24 protein-coding genes and 1 pseudogene are annotated in these 25432 nt (G+C 42.8%); 14 read left to right on the plus strand and 11 right to left on the minus strand.

Annotated features, from left to right (window positions below; translation table 11 throughout):
- Positions 1 to 13 precede the first annotated feature (13 nt).
- On the minus strand, positions 14 to 250 hold the full coding sequence (locus V7K27_RS00320) for a DUF433 domain-containing protein (protein WP_442947573.1): 237 nt from the start codon (positions 248 to 250) through the stop codon (positions 14 to 16).
- 320 nt (positions 251 to 570) lie between these two features.
- Positions 571 to 1044: a DUF4385 domain-containing protein gene (locus tag V7K27_RS00325; protein ID WP_334943210.1), complete on the minus strand. Its 474-nt coding sequence runs from the start codon at positions 1042 to 1044 to the stop codon at positions 571 to 573.
- Positions 1045 to 1121: 77 nt separating this feature from the next.
- Here V7K27_RS00325 and V7K27_RS00330 point away from each other — a divergent pair, with 77 nt between their 5' ends.
- Both V7K27_RS00330 and V7K27_RS00335 read left to right on the plus strand, forming a co-directional pair.
- Positions 1122 to 1589, plus strand: a complete 468-nt coding sequence (locus V7K27_RS00330; RefSeq protein WP_334943212.1) for a VOC family protein — start codon at positions 1122 to 1124, stop codon at positions 1587 to 1589.
- Between the two features lie 21 nt (positions 1590 to 1610).
- Complete coding sequence (locus V7K27_RS00335; RefSeq protein WP_334943214.1) at positions 1611 to 1892, plus strand: hypothetical protein; 282 nt, start codon at positions 1611 to 1613, stop codon at positions 1890 to 1892.
- Between the two features lie 34 nt (positions 1893 to 1926).
- On the opposite strand, the pseudogene V7K27_RS00340 reads toward V7K27_RS00335, so the two are convergent.
- A pseudogene (locus tag V7K27_RS00340) lies at positions 1927 to 2657 on the minus strand (Uma2 family endonuclease).
- Positions 2658 to 2844: 187 nt separating this feature from the next.
- Positions 2845 to 3588: a class I SAM-dependent methyltransferase gene (locus V7K27_RS00345; RefSeq protein WP_442947571.1), complete on the minus strand. Its 744-nt coding sequence runs from the start codon at positions 3586 to 3588 to the stop codon at positions 2845 to 2847.
- A 45-nt stretch (positions 3589 to 3633) separates the two neighbouring features.
- On the opposite strand from V7K27_RS00345, the gene V7K27_RS00350 reads away from it, so the two are divergent.
- Both V7K27_RS00350 and V7K27_RS00355 read left to right on the plus strand, forming a co-directional pair.
- Positions 3634 to 4452 (plus strand): class I SAM-dependent methyltransferase, encoded by an 819-nt coding sequence (locus V7K27_RS00350; protein ID WP_334943218.1) that lies wholly within the window; start codon positions 3634 to 3636, stop codon positions 4450 to 4452.
- Positions 4453 to 5066: 614 nt separating this feature from the next.
- Positions 5067 to 6137 carry an LOG family protein gene (locus V7K27_RS00355; protein ID WP_334943220.1) on the plus strand — a complete coding sequence of 357 codons (1071 nt, stop codon included), beginning with the start codon at positions 5067 to 5069 and terminating at the stop codon, positions 6135 to 6137.
- Between the two features lie 271 nt (positions 6138 to 6408).
- Here V7K27_RS00355 and V7K27_RS00360 read toward each other — a convergent pair whose 3' ends face one another.
- Entirely contained in the window at positions 6409 to 6831 is a 423-nt protein-coding gene (locus V7K27_RS00360) for a lysozyme inhibitor LprI family protein (protein WP_334943222.1), read from the minus strand.
- A 190-nt stretch (positions 6832 to 7021) separates the two neighbouring features.
- Here V7K27_RS00360 and V7K27_RS00365 point away from each other — a divergent pair, with 190 nt between their 5' ends.
- Together V7K27_RS00365 and V7K27_RS00370 are read left to right on the plus strand one after the other, a co-directional pair.
- Positions 7022 to 7987, plus strand: coding sequence for a YegS/Rv2252/BmrU family lipid kinase (locus V7K27_RS00365; RefSeq protein ID WP_334943224.1), 966 nt, complete (start codon positions 7022 to 7024; stop codon positions 7985 to 7987).
- 94 nt (positions 7988 to 8081) lie between these two features.
- Positions 8082 to 9632 carry a metallophosphoesterase family protein gene (locus tag V7K27_RS00370; protein ID WP_334943226.1) on the plus strand — a complete coding sequence of 517 codons (1551 nt, stop codon included), beginning with the start codon at positions 8082 to 8084 and terminating at the stop codon, positions 9630 to 9632.
- 198 nt (positions 9633 to 9830) lie between these two features.
- Here V7K27_RS00370 and V7K27_RS00375 read toward each other — a convergent pair whose 3' ends face one another.
- The 3 genes from V7K27_RS00375 to V7K27_RS00385 all read right to left on the minus strand — a co-directional run bounded on the left by V7K27_RS00375 (position 9831) and on the right by V7K27_RS00385 (position 12209).
- On the minus strand, positions 9831 to 11015 hold the full coding sequence (locus V7K27_RS00375; RefSeq protein WP_334943228.1) for an NAD(P)H-quinone oxidoreductase subunit H: 1185 nt from the start codon (positions 11013 to 11015) through the stop codon (positions 9831 to 9833).
- A gap of 111 nt (positions 11016 to 11126) precedes the next feature.
- Positions 11127 to 12023 (minus strand): AraC family transcriptional regulator, encoded by an 897-nt coding sequence (locus V7K27_RS00380; protein WP_334943230.1) that lies wholly within the window; start codon positions 12021 to 12023, stop codon positions 11127 to 11129.
- Between the two features lie 39 nt (positions 12024 to 12062).
- Positions 12063 to 12209 carry a hypothetical protein gene (locus V7K27_RS00385; protein WP_334943232.1) on the minus strand — a complete coding sequence of 49 codons (147 nt, stop codon included), beginning with the start codon at positions 12207 to 12209 and terminating at the stop codon, positions 12063 to 12065.
- Between the two features lie 62 nt (positions 12210 to 12271).
- On the opposite strand from V7K27_RS00385, the gene V7K27_RS00390 reads away from it, so the two are divergent.
- On the plus strand, positions 12272 to 13318 hold the full coding sequence (locus V7K27_RS00390) for a M28 family peptidase (RefSeq protein WP_334943234.1): 1047 nt from the start codon (positions 12272 to 12274) through the stop codon (positions 13316 to 13318).
- Positions 13319 to 14060: 742 nt separating this feature from the next.
- Positions 14061 to 14885: a class I SAM-dependent methyltransferase gene (locus V7K27_RS00395; RefSeq protein ID WP_334943236.1), complete on the plus strand. Its 825-nt coding sequence runs from the start codon at positions 14061 to 14063 to the stop codon at positions 14883 to 14885.
- A gap of 286 nt (positions 14886 to 15171) precedes the next feature.
- Here the strand turns inward: V7K27_RS00395 and V7K27_RS00400 are convergent, their stop codons facing one another.
- On the minus strand, positions 15172 to 15669 hold the full coding sequence (locus V7K27_RS00400) for a hypothetical protein (RefSeq protein ID WP_334943238.1): 498 nt from the start codon (positions 15667 to 15669) through the stop codon (positions 15172 to 15174).
- Positions 15670 to 16024: 355 nt separating this feature from the next.
- Here V7K27_RS00400 and V7K27_RS00405 point away from each other — a divergent pair, with 355 nt between their 5' ends.
- From V7K27_RS00405 to V7K27_RS00425, 5 genes are all read left to right on the plus strand, one after another.
- Positions 16025 to 16195 carry a hypothetical protein gene (locus V7K27_RS00405; protein ID WP_334943240.1) on the plus strand — a complete coding sequence of 57 codons (171 nt, stop codon included), beginning with the start codon at positions 16025 to 16027 and terminating at the stop codon, positions 16193 to 16195.
- A 54-nt stretch (positions 16196 to 16249) separates the two neighbouring features.
- A complete protein-coding gene (locus V7K27_RS00410; RefSeq protein ID WP_334943242.1) occupies positions 16250 to 17896 on the plus strand; it encodes an alpha/beta hydrolase in 1647 nt (548 codons plus the stop codon).
- A gap of 466 nt (positions 17897 to 18362) precedes the next feature.
- A complete protein-coding gene (thrC, locus tag V7K27_RS00415; RefSeq protein WP_334943244.1) occupies positions 18363 to 19667 on the plus strand; it encodes a threonine synthase in 1305 nt (434 codons plus the stop codon).
- A 91-nt stretch (positions 19668 to 19758) separates the two neighbouring features.
- Positions 19759 to 20034, plus strand: coding sequence for a ubiquitin-like small modifier protein 1 (locus V7K27_RS00420; protein ID WP_334943246.1), 276 nt, complete (start codon positions 19759 to 19761; stop codon positions 20032 to 20034).
- 52 nt (positions 20035 to 20086) lie between these two features.
- Positions 20087 to 20320: a hypothetical protein gene (locus V7K27_RS00425; RefSeq protein WP_334943248.1), complete on the plus strand. Its 234-nt coding sequence runs from the start codon at positions 20087 to 20089 to the stop codon at positions 20318 to 20320.
- Between the two features lie 31 nt (positions 20321 to 20351).
- On the opposite strand, the gene V7K27_RS00430 is transcribed toward V7K27_RS00425, so the two are convergent.
- Both V7K27_RS00430 and V7K27_RS00435 read right to left on the minus strand, forming a co-directional pair.
- Positions 20352 to 20705, minus strand: coding sequence for a hypothetical protein (locus V7K27_RS00430; RefSeq protein WP_334943250.1), 354 nt, complete (start codon positions 20703 to 20705; stop codon positions 20352 to 20354).
- A gap of 264 nt (positions 20706 to 20969) precedes the next feature.
- Positions 20970 to 22715: an iron uptake porin gene (locus tag V7K27_RS00435; RefSeq protein ID WP_334943293.1), complete on the minus strand. Its 1746-nt coding sequence runs from the start codon at positions 22713 to 22715 to the stop codon at positions 20970 to 20972.
- A 308-nt stretch (positions 22716 to 23023) separates the two neighbouring features.
- Between V7K27_RS00435 and V7K27_RS00440 the strand changes: the two genes are divergently transcribed.
- The gene (locus V7K27_RS00440; RefSeq protein ID WP_334943252.1) at positions 23024 to 25381 is read left to right on the plus strand and encodes a hypothetical protein; all 2358 of its coding nucleotides are present in this window, start codon (positions 23024 to 23026) and stop codon (positions 25379 to 25381) included.
- The last annotated feature ends 51 nt before the right edge of the window (positions 25382 to 25432 follow it).

Below are 25432 nucleotides of genomic sequence, written 5' to 3' on the forward strand. Positions count from 1 at the left end.
GCTAGAAACCGCATCATCCCGCCTCAGACAAAAGCGGTAGGGTGTACAAAGATTCTTCACGCATACACTCTGCCGTAAAAGCGAACACCGCTCTTAGTGCTTCTAAAGTAAGAGTAGGATAGTTTTCTAGCACTTGTTGTTCTGTCCATCCCGCAGCAAACAAACCTAATAAGAACTCTACAGATAAACGAGTTCCTTTCACAGTCGGTTTACCCAGCAGAATTTTTGGGTCTGAATGTACTGTTGCCAGTCCATAGTTTTTACTCCGACTAAGCTACAGCTATTGTTGCACAGAATGATTTTTGTCGGCTTGGTGAAGGGGAGATGCGATCGCGTTACTCTTAATTAATTAGTCACAATGTCATGAGTTTCTGCAATGAGTTCCCAAGGTTCATTCACAAAGCTCAGAGGTTCATTCACGAAGCTCAGAGGTTCATTCACAAAGCTCAGAGGTTCATTCACGAAGCTCAGAGGTTTATTCACGAAGCTCAGAGGTTCATTCACGAAGCTCAGAGGTTCATCCGCATAACGCACCCTCCGAAAGTCGCTCAGTTGAAAGTTAATAGTGTCTTACTCTAGCTCATATATCTGTTTATACTTGGCTAAAAGCTCTTGATATTTCTCATTTGTCTTTGCTTGTACCCACTTGGCTTTAAATATTGCTGCTGATTCCGCTTTAACTGGGTCTACTTCGTAGGGAAGAATCTCTTTTTTAGAGCTTGAAGTTTCCGAATTTCGTTTATATTTCCTGCCGCTTTTATGATTAGCATAGCGGCGAGAGCGAGTATAACCCATTTGGATAAACTTCCGTGCCATATCCGCGCCGACAAAATCATCTTGTTCTAGATAAACAAGAAACATCTCGTAAATTTTCTCACTTGACTCTCTAGCAATCTCAGGAGTTTTGAACCGCCAATAGGGAAGAATTTCTGATTTGTATGGTTCTACCAAAAGTACACCCTGCTCACCCTTGCCAACACGATAGAGTTCAGGATGTTGTCGAAAATCGATATTTTTAAAGTCTAAAGAATAATCAAATGGCATGGGAAGTGTTTATTATTCATAATAAACTTTAAGAAAGAACTTGAGCTTCTATCTCTGTAGGGAAATTTTGTTTTACTATGCTATCTAGCACCCAATCTGTAAACAGTGTCCTTGCGCCCGGAAATCTGCGTAAAGTGCATCATATTGCCCTCAACGTCCAGGATATGCAAGCTTCCCGCTACTTTTATGGAACAATCCTGGGTTTGCATGAACTCACCGGCGACGAAGTACCCGCAACTCTGCTGGAACTTGTCGCATCTGGGAAAGTAGCCAACTTCATCACCCCGGACGGGACAATTTTGGATTTATTTGGGGAACCAGAATTATCACCACCAAATCCAGACCCGGAAAAGACTTTCACTAGAGCGTACCATCTCGCCTTTGATATCGATCCGCAGTTATTCGATCGCGCGGTGACAGTGATCAGAGAAAATAAAATAGCGATCGCATACGGCCCAGTCACTCGTCCTACTGGTAGAGGGGTGTATTTTTACGATCCAGATGGCTTTATGATTGAAATTCGTTGCGATCCAGAGGCTAGTTAATCTACTATGAGCGGGAAACTCATGCAAATATTTCAAGTAATCGAAGATGCGATCGTAAAACCATCAATTCCCCACGAACCATACAAGCAATCATTGAAAGCTTGGGCAATGTATTGTTTGCGAGACAAAGGTTTTATAGTCGTTTATGCTCAAAATGCCGACTTTGCCATTGAAAGGAAAGGTGCAGAAAAGCTATATTTCAAAGTTTCAAATAGCCCCGATGATTTAGATAATTCTCTTAGCTGGATTGTTTGGGATAGTGCAACCAAAAGCGCCAGTCTCATTCCCAAAAAAATAGACTGATGCCCAAATATTCATCAAATGTTTTCCTGATTCTTTAACTATTCTGACTCCTGAATTCTGACTCCTGAATTCTGACTCCTGAATTCTGACTAGACAACTGCTGCACAAATATTTGATGTTCTGGTGAATTTAATCCCAACTGCAACACAGCCAATACTTGCTGCATATTGCCAGCAAGTAAATCTAACATTGACAACCACAAACCATGAAATACTTCACTTTTGATAATTCCACTTGCGTCCACTTCTAAAGACACATATTCTCCTTGTTCCAGGCGAAACCAATCTAATTTGTTTTCAAATATTTGCCAAATAATGTATTCTTTTACCCCATTACGACCATAGACTTTTTTCTTGTCATGTAAATCAATAGCAACACTACTAGCTGCTATCTCTATTACCAGTTCTGGCGCACCTTCGATGTAATCATCATCGCTCAAACGAGATTGTCCTTGAGATGTTGGCGTTATTAATAGCACTCCATCTGGTTGCGGTTCATTGTCTCGATCTAAGCGGACTGTTGGCTCAATTCCCAATCTTACACCAGGGGTGGCAATTTGTAAGTCCACAACCAACCTATTAGATGACCATGTGGTTCAGCATGACTTTCAAAGCGTAACGGGGATGCCAAGTATACAACGCCTTCAATTAATTCAGCTTTTTGATGACGGGGCATTGCTTGATAGCGTCGTTCAAATTCGTAGCGAGTGAGGCGATCGCCATTCTCTAAAGGAGGAATTCGCTGCTTGAGTGATAGGTTGACCATGATTTTCTCCTCTGGCAAAGAGTCTTACTTTATTATGGCTTAGGAACGTGCATTAAATAAAATGTAAAACTTCATCCTGTATCTAGCTTCCCTCTCCTTTATAAGGAGAGGGATTGAGGGTGAGGTAAGCCAGGGACATAAATTGTATGTTATTTAATTCTTTTTCCACAGATTAACCACCCAAGCCTCATTTTGTTAATAAATCGCTAGAATCAGGTTTCTGAAACACCATTAAATGCTGTCGAGGTAACAAGTTTTTAGTTTCACGCCAAACCAAACCAACAGCTTGCATTTCTTTACGGACTTGCTTTTGAGTCATTTTGTGCAGACGTTTAATCATAATAAAGGGATTTTCACCCCGATACTCAACTAGCACGACCCTACCACCTGGTTTAAGTCCTTTCACAATTCCTTGCATCACTTCTTGGGGATACTCAAGTTCATGATAAGCATCGACCATCAACGCCAAATCGATACTTTCAGATGGTAAGTTGGGGTTAGTAAGGGTTGCTAAAACAGGCTTAACATTGGTAATATTTTTCTCTTTTTTGAACAACTCAATAATTTCTAACATTTCTGGCTGAACATCTACAGCCAACACCTTACCTGCTGTTAATAGCGGCGCGATGCGAAAGCTTAAATAACCTGTACCAGCGCCAATATCCGCCACTACATCCTTAGGTTTCAGATTCAGGGCGTTGACTATTTTACTTGGCTGTTCCTCTCCCTCTCGGCTGGGACGTTCTAGCCAGCCAGCGCCCGTATATCCCATAACTTTGGCAATTTCTCGCCCCATATAATATTTGCCGATACCATCTGGACTGTGGATTATCCGTTGTTCGTAAACAGCGTAGGCGTAGCCCGTCGTAGACATCGCAGAAGTCGCGGCTTGTGCTGTCAGGGTTGGATTCAGCAGCGAGCAACTCAACATCACAACAAGAGTTATTATAAAGTGTAGAAAATTTGACATTTGGTTATGACTGATCGGGATAGTTATAAGCAGCAACTAAGAGAATTTTATGGTAGTAGAACTACTTATGACCATGAGGAAGGTACTCGCCATCCTCTAGAAGCCAAGATTCTACTTGAATTTGTAACGCTACATTCGGGACAGAAAATTCTTGACGTGGCGACTGGAACAGGTTTAGTAGCGATACCCGCAGCTGAAAAAGTTGGTTCAGAGGGCTATGTGATTGGGATTGATATGACCCCTGGAATGTTGGATCAAGCAAGACTTAAGATTGCAGCAGCAAAATTACAAAACATCGAGTTAATTGAGGCAGATGCAGAATATTTCCACTTTAGTGATAGTAGTTTTGATGTTGTCTTTTGCTGTGAGGCAATTGTACTTTTTCCTGATATCCTTGCTATTTTGCAAAAGTGGTATCGCATCTTGAAAACTGGAGGGTTTGTGGCATTTACCTGTCCTCCAGAAACAGCTTATATGGCATCTCTTCAGCAGAGGATCTGCGCTAAAGTTTTCGGCGTATCGCTACCATATATCCTTGAACCACTTGGAACTCCAGAAAAATGTCGTAATTTGCTTAATCAGGCGGGTTTTAGAGATATTGAAATTAAGATTGAGCCATCAGGACGTTATCGCCCTCTTAGGGATAACAGATTATCTGACACAGCAATTAATATAAATTTTAAAGGTAATCCTCTATTGTCAACATTATCACCAGAACAATTAAATCAGTTGCAAGTTGAATACAAAGCAGAAATTGAGAAACTAGCAACTGATCAAGGTATTTGGGAAGATACTACAAAATTCTTTGTTCGCGCTCGAAAATAAGTTGAGGAGTCTCAATTAATACTAGCCCTGGCGATTGTAAATCGCGGCTATACAGACTTGTATTGAGCGGAGTCGAAATACAAAACCCACACTTCGACAAGCTCAGTGACCGCCTCTGTGCGTTAAAAACCGTTGATTTTCTCTTAGTCCACCTCCGTGGACTAAGCTTTGTGTAGTAGCGAATTGTATGAGACTTTAATACTGAGTAATCAAAACCGCTATCACTGATTTCTAGTCTCAATGGTATTTCCAATCAATCCGACTCCTGACTGCATACCGCTTGTCTGTCTGTTAACCCCTCAGCAAATTCTATTCCCCAAGACTTACAGCAGATTGCGAGTTGGTGAGGTACAAAAGTACCCCACCCTAACCCTCCCCTTATAAAGGGGAGGGAACTAGATTTGCTGTTTCCCCCCAATATATCGGGGGGATTAAGGGGGGTAATTTACCGTAGCCCCAAGCAATGGAAGGGTGTACTTCATTTACTTGCAAAGTGCTGTAAGTTGACACTGAACAGTTCTGAGAATGCTAACTCTACATCAGAGGGCTATATCCTGCTTGCTAGAGTGTGAGTCGTTCACGTAAAATATAATGCCATTGTTGCAGCAGTTCTCATGACCTCATCTGCGTCGTTTGACACATTAGAGTCTTTACAGGCGGATATCGCTGAATTGATCGCTCGTTTACCGACATTAAAAAATCGGCAATTTATTCAACAAGCACTTGCTACTATTGTTCGTCTAGCTGATACCGAAATTGAGCGTCTCGATTGGAAAATCTTGTCGGCTGCATTAGCAGATATGGAGCGCGGTTTTCAGCTTTTTTATGATTACCGACACGTTCGCAAAGTCACCATCTTCGGTTCTGCTCGTCTAGCTACAGATACACCAGAATACCAAATGGCGCTTGAGTTTGCTCGCGCTGTTTCTGAATTAGGATTTATGGTGATGACCGGCGGCGGCGGTGGAATCATGCAGGCGGGTCACGAAGGTGCTGGGCGAGAAAATTCTTTTGGATTAAACATTCAGTTACCCTTTGAACAGCAAGCAAACCCTTTTATAGAGGGTGATCCCAAGCTAATTCACTTCAAATATTTCTTTACCCGCAAGTTGTTTCTCCTCAAAGAAAGTGATGCTGTAGCCTTGTTTCCGGGAGGCTTTGGCACTCAAGATGAAGCTTTTGAATGTATGACATTAACCCAAAACGGTAAATTTGGCCCAGTACCTCTAGTTTTAATCGATCGCCCTGGTGGTGATTACTGGCGCTCTTGGAGCGAATATATTGATAAGCAACTCGTGCAAAATGGTCTTGTCAGTCCTGAAGACCCCAGCCTTTACACGGTGACAGACAACTTGGATGTGGCTTGCGACGCTATCACCCGTTTTTACCAGGTTTATCACTCCTGTAGATATGTAGGCGATAAATTAGTCATCCGCCTGAAGACAGATATATCAGAGGCTCTGGTAGAGCAACTCAATGTTGATTTCAGCAAGATTATTATTCAAGGACGGATTGAAAAAAGTCAGGCATTACCTCAAGAAGCACAAGATGAAACTCTTGGACTACCCCGCCTCACTTTGTACTTCAATCAACGCGACTTGGGGCGCTTGTATCAGATGATTGCCATAATTAACCAGATGGGTACTCCTTCACCAGAGGATGCAGCGCATCCAGAAAGAAAGTAGCTATTAAACAAGTCGGAAGTCGGAAGTCGGAAGTCGGAAGTACAGTTTTGTGATAGCGACTGTGCGTAGCATCTGGGGACTTAAACCCACGGAATTGGTTAAGAAAGGGAAGGGGAGAATTTTGAATCACTTTCCCTTTCCTTGCTTCTAGGTTATAGAACAATACGCTTGGGTTAAGGCTTAACTCTCTGTCTAAGTCAATTTTTTTAACGAACCGCAAAGGACGCAAAGGACGCAAAGGAAGAGAAGGAAGAGAAGGATACGAATTATTTTAAGGGTCGGATTTGAGATATTCCTGTAATTGTTGGGTACGCAGTTTTGTAGTATTTTCCAGACAACCAAAATAAATGGTAGGAGTAATACTTCCTCCCTCATATCTGCTTCTTTCAAACTCACAATTTGTATCTCGAAACTTAATCCATGTTACCTGTGCAGCAATCAATTTCTGTTTGCTAGAGCTTTCTAAGGTAGATAGCAATTGTTGATAAACTCGATTCAGTTTTTTATCTGCATTCTGATAAGATAACTTCGTGCATTCATTAATTGCTCCTTGAGTTTGAGAATTATTGCAGTTGAGCTTTTGAACTAAGCGCATCTCGCCTAAATCAGACGTTGTGCCTGCTATTGTTATGGTGGGGGTATCTAAACTGCTGAGAGTTAGCATACTTGCCAAAACTAGTAATAATTGACGCATGGCAAAATTTTTATTGTTTAAGTATGGACAAAAGATACCAAAATATGCGTCAGCATTGGGATGTTCCGACGCAGAAGACTTTTATGCTTCTGGCAAAAGGTAAACCAGTCGCCAGAAGAAAGTCGAAATTTCACAAGAATGCTATAAATAATTTGGTATTTTAGTGATCTAAGTTTAGCTTTTATATTTTATGAATCGTTCCGCCTGCCTCATTTTCAATCCAGTTGCTGGTCAGGGTGATCCAGACCTAGAACTGGCACAAATTCGGGGAATATTAGAGCCAGATATTGACCTAGATATTTATCTGACAACTGAAGAAATCGACGCTGACCAACTAGCCTATGCAGCCGTAGCGAGGGGGGTAGATGCAATCATTGCTTCGGGGGGAGATGGCACTCTCTCGGCGGCGGCGGCGGCTGTAGTGGGTACTGAGATTCCATTTGGGATCATTTCTAGAGGAACAGCAAACGCTTTTGCCACAGCTTTAGGAATTCCTGACACGATCGCAGCTGCATGTCAGACAATTTTACAAGGAGGAACCCGCCATGTAGACGTAGCCTATTGCAACGATCGCCCAATGGTACTCTTAGCAGGTATTGGCTTTGAAGCTGAAACTGTAGAATTGGCAGACCGGGATGCAAAAAATCGCTTTGGGATGATGGCCTACGTTTTGGCAGGAATCCAGCAACTCAGAAACTTAAAAATTTTTGATGTTGAAATTGAAACTGAAGACAAAATAATTAAAACTAGTGCCTGTGCAGTAACAGTCGCAAATGCCGCGCCTCCCACTTCGGTTTTAGCTCAGGGGCCAGCAGGTCTGATTTATGATGATGGGTTACTAGATTTGACGATTGTAGCTCCAGCTAATAAGGCAGGAGCGATCGCAGCGACATTTCATCTATTTCAAACGGCTTCTACAGGTAACGCCGTAGAACGAGATGATATTGGCTTTCTGCGAGCCAAACAATTTAAAATTACGGCTAACCCACCGCAAAAGGTTGTTCTAGATGGTGAAATAGTAGGCACAACACCAATAGAAATTAAGTGTGTACCAGCAGGTTTGAGAATTTTTGTGCCATTAGTAGAAGAAGTTGAGCCTACGGAAAAACTAGAGGGACTTCCTAATTTGACTATTGAGATGAAAGACACAGAATGAGGGGATGGGGCATGGGGCATGGGGCATGGGGCAGAGGGGAAAGACTTGCTGTAACCTTGCTGTCTTTTAATTGAAGATTCAGGAGTAGCTTGTATTGAAACTTGTATCTGATCCAGCGATCGCTAACAAAATTCGTAAAATGAATCAGCGAGTCCGGTGGCAAGATCCGTTAATTGTGGAACGGGACATCGACCAAACTCGGCTGGTGTTGGAGGATGGTCAAACAGACAATTCTGAGTTCTCATTTTTAGTTGTCGGTGATAGTGGTTCAGGGAGGCACCGGGGTCACAATCCCCAACGACAGGTGGCTGAACTCATGCTGCCTCATCACAATGAATGCCGTTTTATGCTACACACGGGGGATGTGATCTATTTAGTGGGGTCGAGTGAATACTACCAGCAGAACTTCATCGAGCCTTACCGAGAGTTCATCTTGGGCGGAGAACATCCCAAACAGATTGCCTTTGACCAGATGATTTTTAAGCTGCCCATTTTACCAGTACCGGGAAATCACGATTACTATAACTTGCCGATTTTATTGAGCTTGGCATCTTTAACAACATTACCCATTCGTCGCCTGTTGCGATCGCGGTTAGATTTAGATGTGGGCTTACATGGTTCGGGAACTGGTGATGCCTACGCACGGGCATTTCTGGACTATCTGAAGGCGTTTCAGCTTCCCGGAGAGTTAAATGATCATTTAGATAAATACTACACAGCCAAGACAGATACAGGTCGTTGTCTTTCATATCAACCTGGGCATTTCACCCGTCTTCCCAATCGCTACTACACTTTTCGCTATGGCGGGATTGATTTCTTTGCCTTGGATTCTAATACATTTAACGATCCACCACCGCTACCTAAAACAAAAGAAGGTGATGCCGATCGCAAAATCTTAGAAAAACGTCGTGAAGATTTAGAGCAAGAAAAGCTGGAAATTATTGAAACCTCAGCCAAGCTTCGTCCCGAAAACCCCAGCGAAGCCGATCAATTAGACGACTTCCACGCCAAGCTATCACAAATTGAAGAAATTATTGTTGATATTGATAAGCAACTAGCCACTAATAAAACACTGCTGACTGATATTGAACAACTGGAGTGGCTTAAGCAAAGATTAATTGAATCTTGGAATAATTCTGAAGTTCGAGGAAGGGTGATTTATTTCCATCATCCTCCCTATGTAACGGAAGCGACAAAGTGGCAACAAGCCCAAACTCTGATCATTCGCGATCGCCTCCGTGGTGTGTTCGATGCAGTAGCTAAAGAAATAGGTTCTCTAACTCAGGGGCGTCCTTTGGTCGATTTGGTCTTAAACGGTCACGCGCACTGCTTAGAACACCTGGAAACAATGGATACCGGACACGCTGATTCGCATATCCACTGGATTGTTTGTGGCGGTAGCGGGTTTAGTTTGCGACGCCAGAGGATTGAGGGAGCAGATTTGATCGAAGAGAATAGATTAGTGGCGCGATCGCATCTCTTCATTGGTCGCAACGGTCAAGGTTTTCAGAAACGACGACCTTATTCAGGTTTACGTATTGATGTTAAAGGCGATCGACAGCCTAAATTTATTGTCCGTCCGTTGGTTGCCGAATGGTATCAACGCCAATGGCATAATCGTGAACTTGAACCGTTAATTATTTAACCAAGGGACTGAGAACAAATAAATTACCCAATCATGTGGGGTGGGCATCTTGCCCGCCTTTCTATATGGGCGGGCAAGATGCCCACCCCACAAGAAGTAGTTGAGTATTTTTTTATTTGGAAGTCCCCAAGTTTGGGGGTTTAAGTAAAGGGCATCGCTTCCGACTTCCGACTTCCGACTTCCGACTTCCGACTTCGTTTAACGGTCTACTGATCCCATGACAACATCAATACTTCCCAAAATAACGAAAATATCTGCTACTTTTTGACCTCGAATTAACTGAGGTAAAACTTGTAAATTATTGAAATCAGCTGGCCGAATTTTCCAGCGCCAGGGAAAGATATGATTATCTCCGATAATGTAGATGCCTAATTCTCCTCTTCCTGACTCTACACGGACATAGTTTTCGCCTTGAGGAATTTTAAATGTGGGTGCAACTTTTTTGGCAATGAACTGGTAATCAAATCCGTTCCACTCAGATTTCGCACTTGCTACCAGGCGTTGAGCTGCTAAATTTTCATAAGCACCACCAGGTAATCCTTTAAGTGCTTGGTGAATAATCTTGACTGACTCACGGATCTCGCCAATTCTGACGAGATATCTGGCAAAACAATCTCCTGCTGTATCCCACTGTACTTCCCAGTTAAAATCGTCGTAACATTCGTAGTGGTCAACCTTTCGTAAATCCCACTTCACCCCAGAAGCCCGTAACATTGGGCCAGAAATACCCCAATTAATAGCTTCTTCCCGACTTAGAACTCCCACACCTTCAACTCGGCGGCGAAAAATTGGGTTATTAGTAATCAGTTTTTCATACTCATCAACGGTCGGTAAAAAGTACTTACAAAAGTCTTCGCATTTATCCACCCAGCCAAAAGGAAGGTCAGCAGCAACACCTCCGATGCGAAAATAATTATTGTTGACCATCCGGTAGCCTGTAACAGCTTCAAACAAGTCGAGAATCATTTCGCGATCGCGCAAAGTATAAAAAATCGGAGTTTGTGCGCCAGTGTCTCCTAAAAAGGGGCCTAACCATAGCAGATGGTTGACAATTCGGGCTAACTCCAGCATGATTGCCCGGATATAGCTAGCACGTTTGGGGATGGAAATATTTGCTAGTTTCTCGACAGCATTCACTGTGACAGCTTCGTTAAACATCCCGCCATAGTAGTCCCATCGACTCACATAGGGGACATACATAATATTGGTACGGTTCTCGGCAATCTTCTCCATACCTCGGTGCAGGTAGCCGATGACAGGCTCACAGTCCAGCACATCTTCTCCATCCAAGGTGACAACAATCCGAAAGCAACCGTGCATGGATGGGTGATGGGGACCAAAGTTAATCACCATTGGCTCGGTTTTAGTTTCAATTCTGCCCATAAATAAAAAGTTTCCCTAATCCCTAATATTTGAAAGATGGCGTTTTTAAGAAGTGTAGGGAATTTCGAGGCTATAGTATTGCAAATTCATCCGATTTTTTGCAGATTATTCCTATCTTTGGCGAATAGTTTTCGGGCTTACACCTAATAGACGCTTACAATGAAAATTCAAATGGCTTTGGTTAGCAAAACCAACTAAGTGAGCAATTTCTGCGATCGCCATTTCTCCTTTCAGCAATAATTCCTTGGCACGTTCTACCCGACAGTGAATTACATATTTATGGGGAGCCATTCCTGTAGATTGTTTAAATAGCTGGGAAAAATAATGAGGACTCATTGGCAACAACGCCGCCAATTCTGCTAAACTCAAATTTTCCTGAATATGTGCGTGAATGTAGTCAATAACTAGCTGTAATTGCCGTCGTGGTAAACCATTTGTATATTCTTTTAATATCGGTTTTCGCGTTGAGTAGTATTGTAATAAATGCACAGATAAGGCATTAACCATTGTCTCTGCATAAAGACGACTACCGAAAGCATCTTTTTCCAGAACGCCTTTGAGTGCTAGCCCTATTTGATAGACTAAAGGATCGGGTGTAGCAAAGTGCGGTAGAAGTTGAACCTGTTCTACATCCACCGATTCGTCAATTGCATGGGCGACAATCTGTGGTTCAATACCCAGTAAGATAAAGTCTCCTTCAGCATCCCAAGCAGCCTGATGTCCAATGTTAACGGGAGTGATCACCATATCACCTCCAACTACAGCATCATGAGATTTGCGTCCATCCATTTTCCGTTCAGCATAAATTACTCGTGTGCCATGAGTAAAAATAGTCAGAGAGTGCCACCGGGGAGTGGAAACTTCAGGAAATGCAAAAGCTGGCTGACACATATATCCTAAAGAGAAACCATGCCAATTTGCTTGAAGACTCGTGAGAATGGGCAAACGTGGGTAAATCGGGAATATTTCAATTTCTTTGGTAATAACTAAGGGCTTTTGTTCTGTCATGGGTTACGACCAATTCTTACAAACCCAATTTATCAAAAGCTAAGAAATCCTGACTAGACTATTGATGTTAAAGCCGATGGCTTTGCCAACGCCTGCCGTAGGATGCCCGAAGGGCTGTAGGGCGATCGCTATCCTAAGTTTATTGTCCGTCCTTTGGTTGCTGAATGGTATCAACGGCAATGGCATAATCGTGAACTTGAGCCGATAATCATCTAGAGCATCGATTCAGTCAAAATTTTGGCAAGAAGATGAGAAAATGGATTTGGCTAATGCTGTTGGTGCTGGTGGCAGTTGCGGTGGTGGGTAGTCAGGGTAGCACGTTTTTTGAACAGGGTTCCTCACCAGCAATTGTTCAGAGCATTCCAGTGGAAACACCCGAACCACAGGCAGAGTTAAAAAAAGTTAACATTGCCCCGCAAGTGTCTACAGACAAGCTGTTAAACCATATCCAAAAGTTAAATTTTCAGCGCTACACAACAACAGAGCGATCGCTAACTCGTACTTATATCACAACTGAACTGAGAAAATTAGGCTGGAAGCCCAAATTGGAAAAGTTCTCTGACGGTGTAAATATTTTTGCCGAACGCCCAGGAACTAACAAAGCAACTAAAGCAATTCTCGTCGGAGCGCATTACGATACTGTTGCCTTATCTCCTGGTGCCGATGATAACGCCAGTGGTGTAGCTGTAGTGCTGGAAGTAGCGCGGTTGCTCGGTTCCCATCCCACACCACGGACGTTACAGCTAGCTTTTTTTGACAAAGAGGAAGCAGGACTTTTGGGTAGTCGGGCTTTCGTTAGTAAGACAACACGCTTGCAAAACTTGGGCGGAGCGATCGTTATGGATATGGTAGGTTATGCCTGTTACACTGCTGGGTGTCAAAAATACCCTACCGGATTGCCTGTTACGCCACCTAGCGACAAGGGCGACTTTTTGGCGGTAGTCGGTGATACAGAACATTTGCCTTTACTGAATGCATTTCAGATGCTCCCTTCAACCGCCCTGAATAAACAAGAATCAAATCTGCCGCCAACCCTAACAGTACCAATTCCTTTTAAAGGTTTACTGACACCAGACACCCTACGCAGCGACCATGCACCATTTTGGTATCATGGCGTGGGTGCTGTGCTGGTGACAGATACCGCAAATTTACGTACTCCGCACTATCATAAACCTAGCGATGTTCCAGCGACTATCGAGCGATCGTTTTTCACAGGAGCAGCACAGATAGTAGTCAATACTACTACTGCCTTGTTAGAGAAAAGCGAGGTTTTAGAAACTCAACCACCAAGCTGATGCTTAAACGCTTCATTAAAACTCTAGGACTTACGCATTGACAAGAAATACCAAATATGTATCAGGTGAGAACCCACATCTTTCGTAGGGGAAAAGCCATGCTCATGCGTGTCAACTTAACGTGAAACCCTTGTCAAAACGTGATATTCAATTCTTTGGCTTCTCATCACGATCCGCGTTACCCCACCCTAACCCTCCCCGTATGTATTGGGGAGGGAACTGGATTTTCTTTTTCCCCCCAATACATCGGGGGGATTAAGGGGGGTAAAACGCCTGTGGAATAAGCATTTGAGCTTAAGTTGACACCAATGAACATGGCTTTTCCCCTACAGCATCGTCTATTTACGATCAAAGGATAATTCAGAAAAGCTTGAAACAACCTATTTTTGTTAACGCACATTACGATGAATTTGTACAGTGCGTAAGTCCTAAACTCTATCCCTTTATGGGTAGAGTATTCACCAATTCAGAATTCAGAATTGGTGAATTCTGACTCCTGTTTTATCATGCCATTGGAATTGAATACAACTTGATTTGGGATGATTTTCCATGATACTCTAGATTTGAATTATAAACTACGGTTTACCGATACGTTTATAGTAGTTTTAATAACATACTGCATTTTTCATTTGAATTAGCCATAGTTGGCACAAGTAATTCTAAATTTTTGAAAATTCTAATTACGTAGCTTGCTTTTGGGTAGCTGTACTACGAATCACTTTTCCATACATTAAGAACCGATATGACTAGCACAATTTCTTTTGATCGAGTGTCTGATATTTACGATGCGACAAGAGGATTTCCACCAGGGGTTTCTGAGCAAGTGACGGACTTTATCCTCAATCTAGTTTCACCAACAGCAGAGACTAAATTCTATGAAACGGGTATCGGCACTGGTAGAATTGCTGTTCCAATTGCTAGAAGAGGTTATTCATACACTGGTGTAGATGTTTCAGAAAAGATGTTGGCTGAACTGCACCAAAAATTAGAGGGTGTGTCCCACCGATTAACAGCAATCAAAGGAGATGCTACTGCTTTACCGTTTGATGATAATTCCTTCGATGTGGCTCTAACGGTTCATGTGTTTCACTTGATTTCTGCTTGGAAGCAAGCTTTAGCAGAAATCCGTCGCGTTCTCAAACCTGGTGGTATTTTGCTCTACACTCACGGTCAGGCTACCTCTGTTAGCGCTGATGAGGATGTCAATTCACAGAGATGGGAATTTACTGAGCGTTGGAGAGCTATATTGGATGGCTACAATCATCCTTTACCGCGCTACGGTGCGACTGAAGAAGAGGTGTTAACAGAGTTGCAAGCACAAGGTGCTACTTTGTCTACCGAAATCGCTGCTCAATGGCGAGTTGAAGATACTGTGGGTAAATTGCTAGAAAACCAAAAAAACAAAATCCAAAGTGCAGCTTGGAATATTCCCGATCAGATATTTGCTCGTGCGATTCAAGACTTGCGGGAGTGGGCTTTGCAACGCTACGGTTCACTAGATTACATTTTGCCCCAAGAACGTCAGTTCAAAATTGTTGTGGTACGCGATTGGGCTTATGGGTCTTAAACCAATTCGCAATTCGCTTTTTCTTACAGCAGAAATCATGTATTTGAACCACATCTGTTGTAGGGGCACAGCAATGCTCATTGGTGTCAACTTAAGGCAAAAACCAGCCTAGAACCAGCTTTTAGCAGATTATCTCGTTCCCAGTCTCTGACTGGGAATGCATTCCGAGAGGCTCCGCCTCAAGACTTGCGGCAGAGCCGCAACGAGCAGCATTTCCAGCAAGATGCTGGAAACGAGGTTTGAAAAGGGTTTTGGCTTAAGTTGACACGCATGAGCAATGCTGTATTTATTTATGGGGATCATTAATTTTGAATTTTGAATTTTGAATTCGGAGCGAAGCGACGTGACTAACTTTTGATTCCGGGAAAGTCAACGTCCAATTATTTTTCTCATTGACCTGAAAGTACAAACCTTGGAGAATGAGCCGCAGAGTTTTTCGAGTTCTAATAGGCTTCTTTACCAGATAAGTTCCTGGTTCAGCAAAGATATCATCAAAGTTTTGTTTATAACCAAATTGTTTTGAACAATAACTACCAGCACCTTGAACTGTTAACACAAAAAATGGAGCTTGTTTGTATTCATCAGGAATCATAAAAATTCCATATACATGGTGACGACCACGCCACGGCTCAACAATAACCTTAGTAGCATGTACTTGGAATTTTGGAGTTTTTGATGCGAGAAAAGTCTCGAAATTGCAATCAGAATCATTCACAGGCCACCACAGTGTAATAATACTCAGGGAGAGCAGCAAAATTAAAATATAGCGGAGTCTGCGACGCATAAAGCCAAGAAAAATTGTTGAAGCGGCTGGTAAAATTTGATGAGTAATAGAAGAATTCAGAATTCAGGAGTCAGAATTCAGGAGTCAGAATCAATCAGTCGCGGATTCAGACCCCAAATGATCCACCTGCAACGCCTTTGCAATACGTTCTAAAGGCCAAAGACAAAACGTTAAACAGTCGGTTAAACTTTCCTGTCAAAAAAAATTGCCGTCAAGATATCAGCCTACAAAAAGTGCAGATTGTAGATGCGTAGTTTACCGCCGCAGGCATCGCTTACCCTGTTTTAGTAGCTCCGTTACAGTATTAAACCTAGCTGAGAAACCATCAGGCTTTTGTGGCTGTTAACACTGATTGATGCTCAATTTTTTAGCTGTGATGAATCCTACAATTCGTTGTTTTTGTTATGCTTTGTTCCCATCAGCAGGTGTTTTGAACAAATCAGAGCGACGCCGAATAGCCCGTCGTAGACATCGCCATCAAGTTCAGGAAAAAATCTCCTTTGATTTCTACGCAATTAATCGGTAGTCAAATACACAAATATTAGTTATATTCCCGTAAGTAGCAGTTGGTATAAAAGTTATGGGAAGAAGTTGGGGAAGTCTTAAGACAGTTGCGGGTATCTTTAGCGCGATTGCACTTACACAGTTTGGGGCAAATACTTCGGCGATCGCAGCTGAGACAGTTGTTGTACGTTTGGGTTTATTTACAGAATCTATCTCTTTTACTGAGTTGCAAAATACTGCAAAAACTGGGGAATTGTCTGGGAGTTTGAAGTCTTACACTAAAGGATTATCTGAAGAACAACGCCGCTTTCTCTTAGGGGCGCTGGGCATGAATGTACCGATAAATGTTGTCACCGTTAATAAGTTAGTTAATACTCAAATTGGTACAAGCATTCTCAATGACTTCGCTACGGCCTTAGCCCGAAAGGACAAAGCTGGGGTACAAGCACTGAGAGCAGGATTGGTATTAGGCTCTACTGCACCGCAGGGTCTTTCTATATTGAGTTTTATCGCCGCTTATCCGAGTAAACGCTTAGAAATTGATTTGCCACAGGCTTTTATAGTTGCAGAGAGTTTGAATACAGCTTTTTGGCGTACCCAGCAATTTATGCTAGCGATCGCTCCCCAAATCGACCCCAGAACACCGCAAATTGCTTTCCCTTTTGATCCCAGCCAACCAGGAAACGCTCAAGTAAAAATACTCAAATTAAGCCTGAATGACCAAAAGCGCGATCGCCAAATTCCAGTTGATATTTATTGGTCAACTGCTGCAACTCTCGACAAACCCGTAATTGTCCTTTCTCACGGCTTTGCATCAGTCCGCACGGACTTGCGTTACCTAGCAGAACATTTAGCATCACACGGTTATGTAGTAGCAGCTTTAGAACATCCCGGTAGTAATCAGGCAAATACTAACTCAGCATTACAAGGCAAAACCAGAGTTATGAAGCCTCATGAGTTTTTGGATCGCCCTCAAGATATTAGTTTTGTCCTCGACGAATTAGAAAAGCTCAACCAAACGCCTAATAATCCACTGCAAGGGAAACTTGCAACCACGAACGCGATGGTTATTGGACATTCTTTTGGTGCTGGTACAGCTTTAGAAATTGCTGGAGCCGAGTTACAACTAGAACGACTCAAACAACGCTGTAAAAAGAACTTAACTAGCTTTAGCGAGGGTGAAGTTATGCAGTGCATCGCTCAAGAACTACCAGAAAATAGCTATCAACTACGGGATAGCAGAATAAAACAGGCGATCGCTCTCAATCCGACAACTTCTCTAATGTTTGGCGAAACTGGGTTAACTAAGGTGCAAATTCCTACCCTAGTGTTAGCAAGTTCCGCAGATAAAACCACCCCAGCTTTAACTGAACAGATTGTCGGATTTGAAAAAATCCCATCCCAAAAATGGCTAGTTGGTATAGTTGGGGGTACTCATCTGAGTGTAAAAGACCCCAGTACCACTCTGGATCAGGCAGGACAACCAAATACACCGATTAGTGGCGGTGAAGTTGTGGGTGAACAAGCAGCAGATGTTCGCAAGTACGTTAAAGCTATAGCTTTGGCTTTTGCTGCACAGATGACTCCAGAAGCTAAAAACTACGCGATCTTTCTGACCTCAGATTATGCCCAGTTTGCTTCGACCCCGGCATTTCCATTTCGTCTAGTTAGGCAGATTCCTGCTGATGCGATCGCAGTGGTGAAAGAATTTGTTGAGAAATAAGAGACTAGGACTTATGCATCAAGTAAGAAATGTAGGGGCAATTCATTGAAAGCGGCAGGAAACTCCATCCCCAGGTGTCTGTAGAGGGATAGCCGCCCCAACCCTTGGGGCATAGGCCAAACAGGCCAAACAGGTAACTTCTTCCCCATGACGGCAGTTGCTCCACTTGGGGAAACCCCAAGACCGCACTGCCTCCCCTATGCCCCATTCCCCATGCCCAAAAACTCAATTCTCTTGAGTGGGTGGAGTTTTTTATGAATTGCCCCTACGTTAAATCAAGGCTTTCACTGCCTTTTTGCGTAAGTACTGTACTAGATACTGGGATTACTGATGTCAAAGTTTTACAATAATCATTTCTCTCAATACCAAACATACCCGACAAAATTTGTCGGGTATGTTTGACGGGTATTTTTGCTCGTGTTAGTATTCAGGGAACAGCGACAGACAAACTTATTAAAGCTAGTTTATGACTCAGGCAATCACAACCCAAACCAAAGCCAGCACTGCCTACTTTCAAGCCTTGAAATGTAAGGAATGTGGTGCAGAATATGAACTCAAAGCCACTAATGTTTGTGAGTTATGCTTTGGGCCATTAGAAGTCAAGTATGACTACAACGCCCTACGTCTAACTGTGACTCGTGAAACAATCCAAGCTGGGCCAAATTCAATTTGGCGCTACCGTCCCTTTTTGCCTGTCGCAACTGACAATGTTATAGATGTGGGAACGGGTATGACTCCCTTGGTTCGTTCTCACCGTCTTGCCCGTCGCCTGGGTCTAAATAAACTTTATATAAAAAATGATGCCGTTAATATGCCCACCCTTAGTTTTAAGGATCGGGTAGTGTCAGTTGCCCTCTCCAGGGCGCGGGAGTTGGGTTTCACGACTGTTTCTTGCGCTAGCACTGGTAACTTAGCAAATTCTACAGCTGCGATCGCAGCTCACGCCGGTTTAGACTGCTGTGTGTTCATCCCCGCAGATTTAGAAGCTGGTAAAATTATCGGTAGCTTGATTTATAGTCCTACCCTAATGGCCGTCAAGGGCAACTACGATCAAGTAAATCGTCTCTGTTCGGAAGTTGCTAATACATACGGCTGGGGTTTTGTCAATATTAATCTGCGTCCTTATTACTCTGAAGGTTCAAAGACGCTAGGCTTTGAAGTTGCGGAACAACTAGGCTGGGAACTACCTGACCATATCGTTGCTCCTTTGGCTTCGGGTTCACTATTTACCAAAATTTATAAAGGGTTCCAAGAATTTATCGAAGTTGGTTTAGTTGAAAGCAAGAGTGTTCGTTTCAGTGGCGCTCAAGCTGAAGGTTGTTCACCCATCGCCCAAGCCTTCAAAGAAGGACGCGACTTTATTAAGCCAGTGAAACCGAATACAATTGCGAAATCGCTAGCGATCGGCAATCCAGCAGACGGCATTTATGCTGTAGAGTTAGCTCAGAAGACTGGTGGTAACATTGAATCAGTCAATGATGCAGAAATTATTGATGGCATCAAACTGCTGGCAGAAACCGAAGGTATCTTCACAGAAACAGCTGGTGGTACAACCGTTGCCGTGCTGAAAAAACTGGTAGAAGCGGGCAAAATTGATCCAGATGAAACTACCGTGATTTACATCACTGGCAATGGTCTGAAAACCCAAGAAGCAATCCAAGGTTATGTTGGCGAACCCTTGACAATTGATGCCAAACTCGATAGTTTTGAACGTGCTCTAGAGCGATCGCGTACTCTCGAACGCTTGGAATGGCAACAAGTCCTCGTTTAGTTATTTGTCCTTGGTCATTTGTCCTTTGTCATTTGTATTGGACTTTGGACAAATGCACATCCCCACTCTTCACTCCTAAATTTCTACTTTTATGGCTGTAAAAGTTTTAGTTCCTACGACTCTTCAAAGTTTTACTAATAATCAAGCGACTCTAGAATCCAACGGTAGCACCATTGGTGAATTGTTGGACTCCTTAGAACAAAGCTTTCCTGGTATTAAATCCCGGTTGTGCGATGAACAAGGCAAGCTACGTCGGTTTGTAAATTTTTACGTAGATAGCGAAGATATCCGCCATTTAGATGGTATAAACACAACTCTTAAAGATGGCGATGAAGTAAGTATTGTCCCAGCTGTCGCCGGTGGTTAATACAGAGAACAGCAAATAAAGTAGAATCCTGACTAGACAAACCTTTGCAAGATTGCCTCGTTCCCAGTCTCCGACTGGGAATGCATTCCGAGAGGCTCCGCCTCAAGACTTGCGGCAGAGCCGCGATGAAGTGCATTTCCAGCCAGAGGCTGGAAACGAGGTTTTAAAAGGCTTTCACGTTAAGTTGACACCAATGAGCATTGCTGTGCCCCCTACCCGCGTGGTCTATTTACCTGAAAATAGCTGTAAGTTGACACCAATGGCTTTTCGGCCCACCCCACAATAAGTAGTTGAGTATTTTTTCATTTGTCAGTCCCTTATGCAGCAATTATCTGAGCAAGTCTTTCTTGCCAAGATTCATTGTTATCAATAGTTAAGATAATCCGCTTGTAGGATTCATCTCGCAATTGAATAGTTAAATAATTTGTCTCTCGATTCACATACCAAAATTCTTTACCCCGGTTAGTGTAATAAGTTCCAGCCTTAATCACTCCAGGAATAAAGCTACCAGGGGAACGCAATTCTCGCCAATTACTTTGGGGTTCGGCTGTGGTAACTTGTTCAATATGGGCTAGTGATATTTGCCAAAGTTTATTCAAGCGAACAGCTAGCAGCTGCTCTTTAAACGTAAATTCTATCAGCAATTTATCATCAACTATACTTAGGTTCATAATGAACTTCGTTGCCAGTAATTTTTTCTCTAGTATTACCCAGAAAAGTTGCAATAATCAGTATTTGCTGGGAATTGGCAAGTGCCAAAATTATTCACTATTTGATTGATAAGCATTTGGCAATTTGGCAGATTGTTATGAGAGTATTTTGATATATTGCAGAAATTACCAAGATGTTTTTACTTTTTATACAAAGGACGGGCTAACCCCCGTCTTTTTTACTGCTAATTATTTAAGTTCTATAATATTTATCTGCAAGCAGAATTAAAAAGTAAAAGTACTCCGCAGAAGGCCGATGGTAACTGAGTCACTATCTGGTGTATTACCAGGCTCCAAAATATGAATTATTCCTGGTGTAATGCTGATGTTATCTGTTAGCTGGAAACGATAAAATGCCTCAATTTGAGTGGTTGTCCCTGGTTGTCCACCTGCACGTCCTAAACCTGTATTGATAAAATCAGGGACATTATTCCCTACAGGTAAGTCGCTACTAGTGATTTTAGGAGGTTGGCCGACATAAATTCCCCCCAAATTTCCTCTAGCAAATAAATCAGGGAAATTTAGAAACACCATATAATTTGTAGTTTCTACATTTCCCGATCGCCCAGGAATGTAAGATTTAGTATAACCACCCCATGCACCGGCGCTAATGCGGGGTGAAATTTGCCAAGTTACAGTCGCACCCACGGCGTTAGTTTGCAGAGGTGCTGATTTTCCGGTAGTGGTATTAACTGTAGTTAAGCATTCATCACCAACAAAGGTTATTAAACAACCATTTGAGGAGTAATTGTTAACGTAATACAAACTTAAATCGAATGTATCAGTTGGTGTCAGCAGCAATTGCACGCCTGTAGTGGTGGTTCCATCAAATAAACCGCTACCTTTACCGGGATTTCCTGGTTGATAACTAGTATAAATTGCCTGCAAACTAGCGCGTTTAGCAAATTGCCAATCAATAGCTATACCGCCGTGACCATATCCCATATTTAAAATTGGGTTTCTTTGGGCAAAATAAGACAACGGCCCTGTTGCAGCACTTTCTACCCGATTGGGGCCTCGGAAAGCAGATGACATACTTACGCCTTCTGTTCCCACCATTATTGCTAATTTATCTGTCACCAGCCAATGAAAATTCAGGTCACTTATAATCAAGTTATCTGTAGGAAATTCGTAGCCAAGGAAAACATCATTTCGGGAAACACTATTGGTAAATCTCGGCGAAGTTGTTCCATTACCATCTAAAAGACCTGCAAACAAGTAACTACGAGGGGTGATTTGACTAGTTAAATATAGTTGCGCTAGGGATATAACATTAATATTTGTCCCTGCATCATCTGTATCTTTTTGTCCATCTCTAGGATTAACATCACCACGATTGTTAGTCCGTCCTTGAATGCCAACTATCAGTAATCCATTGAGTTTGGTTGTTGTTGAGAATTGGTTAGCTTTGATTTCGGCGGTTCTGGCTTCTAAACTATCGACACGACTCCCCAAAGTTGCTAATTCCGGGGCAAATTCTGACTGCAATTTTTGGATTATTGCTAAATCTTCGCGGGTGGCTAAATCGCTGGTAGCTGTAGTGATTAATTCGTTGACTCTATCTAAACAAGCATTCACACCCGCAGCAAATTCATACCGAGTTAAGGCGCGATTACCGCGATAGCTACTATCTGGATAGCCAGCTATACAACCATAGCGTTCTACCAAAGACTGCAAGGCTTGGAATGCCCAATCGTTGGGTTGTACGTCCTTGAGTTGAGAAACCGATGTAACTTGCGCCATCGGATTTTCTGGGGAGAGGGGAGATGAGGGAGATGAGGGAGATGAGGGGGATGAGGGAGATGAGGGAGATGAGGGAGATGAGGGAGATGAGGGGGATGAGGGAGATGAAGGAATAATATTATCGCTCTTAACTCCTGACTCCTGAGTAGTTACTGTATTTATGTACTCTTGTGCTAGTGCTTTTTGTGCAACTCCATTTACTCCGGCAATTAGTAACCATGCCAATATCCTGGTTTTGCAATGACTGCGGCTAATAAGTCTACCTTTCAACTTTTTACACTCGGCTCACATACTTAAGTGAGTAGAGTGTATTCGCGATCAGCTAGCGTTCACATGGGGATATTTACGGATTTTGTCCAAAATTTAGACTTAATGCTTCTGGGCAACTTCTGAAAGGACGAGTATAACAGGGGAGTGGGGAGTGGGGAGTGGGGAGTTAGGAGTTAGGAGTTAGGAGTTGGGAATTGTTTATTAGGAAGAATTCATGCCCAATGCCCAATGCCTAATAAGTCTTATTGGATTGATTGGAAATTAATATGGCAAATCGCTCACGCAAGCTGAGGCCAAAAGCCTCTAAACGAAATCAACCTCATGCTGGTGTGATCAAACGCCTCGCTAAAAAACCCCAGAAAAAGCTAAAACGGGGAAGTTGGTTGTCGTCAATGCTAGCGATGGCAATTCTGTTGACTAGTGCTAGTCTAATTATGGCTTTTGCCTGGATTAGCGTTCTCTTCATCTTCAATCCAGATCAGGTAAGCTGGCTAAATAAAATTTTACCTGCATGGGCACAAATTCCCCTTGGTCACGAACGCCCCCAAACTCTCAAACAAATTCAACTCGATTTGAGTAAAAAAAACCAAATATTTGGGGAAACTCTACCTTTATATCAAAATGCGGAAAACTCATTTTTACTGCCAGTTTTTCAACAGCGTGCTAATTGTCAATCTGATTGTGAAGAACTTGTGGAACTCAGGGTTTACCAGCGCTCAGAAGAGTTAGAGTTTAAATCTCAGTCAGAAAATTACTACTATCTAGCGACTCAATTACCTGTAACTGGGCCAGAAGAATCCTTTGTGATTTCTCCCTTGCTTGATGGAACATCAGAACCCCAGGATATTAGCATTCCCCTACCTTTAACTGAAGTGCAACGCTTTGAAGGCGGGACTCCATTACCAGGAGTTTGGTTTAATTTGCGGGGTCAACGCCAACAAGGAACTGGTGCGTTCGCTTACGGTCACGTCGTATACTACAATCCAGAACGCACTAATTTACTACAAATGTTGTCTTGGACTAGTCCTAATGGAGAATTACCCAAATGGCAGCAGGTAACTGGTGATGGTACAAAAGAGTTAGTTGTTGATCAAACTATCGGTTTAGAACCGCACTTACTGGTTTACCAAGTCAAGCCTCTGAAGTTATTCCTCAAACCAATTCAATTGGAGGCGATTAGCCTCAACTCACCAGCCCTCAAGGATTCTGCCTACCAAAACGCCCTATCAATTGCCCGTAGTGGACTGTGGACACCAGCCTTTGAATGGTTGAAATTCATCAAGAAGCAGCGCAAAGGAGTTTTGCCAGAGGCGGCGCAAGCGCAAATGGATTTGATTCGCTTGCATTCCCAACTTACTAAAACCCAAGCCGAGAAGATTTGGGCAAGTCCTAATCAAGAAGTGCTGGCAGATTTGATTGATGGTCGCTGGGAGAAAGCTTTACAGGTATTTCAAGCGTCGCCACATAATGCCCAAGAAATTGCTACCCTACTCAAAGCTGATGAAAAACGGTTGTGGAATCGCACAGTGGCGGCGTTGCGGGTGAACCCAAATAGACTAGAGGTGCAAGCTTGGTTTGCTTTGATTTTAGCAGTTCAGCGAGGAGAAGCAGATGCTAATTCCTGGTTAAAGGCGCAACCAGAAATTACAAAAGAAAATCTTGCCTATATTCAAGGTCTGTTAGCAAAACTCAATAATCAGGGTACAAAGTCGCAAATATCCTCTACTCACTCTAGTCAAATTGTTGGTACAGTGCAACCAATTACTCAAGTTACCAACACGGAATGGCTGCAACCAAATTCCTCAGCAGATTTGAAACTCACAAATAACCAAGTTTGGTATCAGGTGGAAGTAAGTGCTTTTAATGACGGGAAACGCTGGCTAAATTCCCCCTTTGAGAATTTCAACGCACCCAAAACTGATGCCGCCAAATTTTTCTGGGAAACTTTGGGAATCACTTCTGACCCGGAAATCCAGATTATAGTCTGGTTGCCAAATGGAGAACAACAAATTACTATAGCCGCTATCAAAGCGGTGCAACTACGGGGTAAAGTTTTGCGCCTATTAGTTGCTGCCCCAAAAACTCCAGAGAATCTAAACAATGTTCTCCAACCCAAACCTTTAGCCTTGACAAATGCAGCGCTGGAATGGGTGCAACCATCTCCAATCAGTTTACAAGAAGTCTATCAACAAAATCCCCAAGGGGTCAAGGTAATTTTATCGAGTGTGTGGCAATCTTTACAGCAATCTGGTGAAGTTCCGGCTGGTGCGATTCCTAGCTTTGAACAGATGCAAGAAAAGTTGGGTGATTGGCCGGTTCAAGTGATTGATTTAACAAATAACGCTCAACCAGAAATAATACTGACTATCTCAGCAGCAGAAATAGCATCCTTGAATCAGTCTACACCTGGAATTCCGGCGGAAAACACAGAGCAACGCCGTGAACGGACGATAATTTTGTCTGATAGTAATAAAGTAATTTACACTGATTTTACAGGAAATTACTTACAAAGACTCTCTGCGATCGCCAAGCTTTCAGGCGGGCAATCTTTAGCTTTACTTGTAGAAAATTCTCATAACTACAGTTTGAGGCGCTGGTCAGAGAAAAATCAGCGCTTTGAATAGCAGGCCCCTTAGCAAAATTTAGCCCCTGACTAAAATTTAGATTAGAGAGGG

It is taken from the genome of Nostoc sp. (genome assembly GCF_036919575.1).
Lineage (GTDB): Bacteria > Cyanobacteriota > Cyanobacteriia > Cyanobacteriales > Nostocaceae > Nostoc.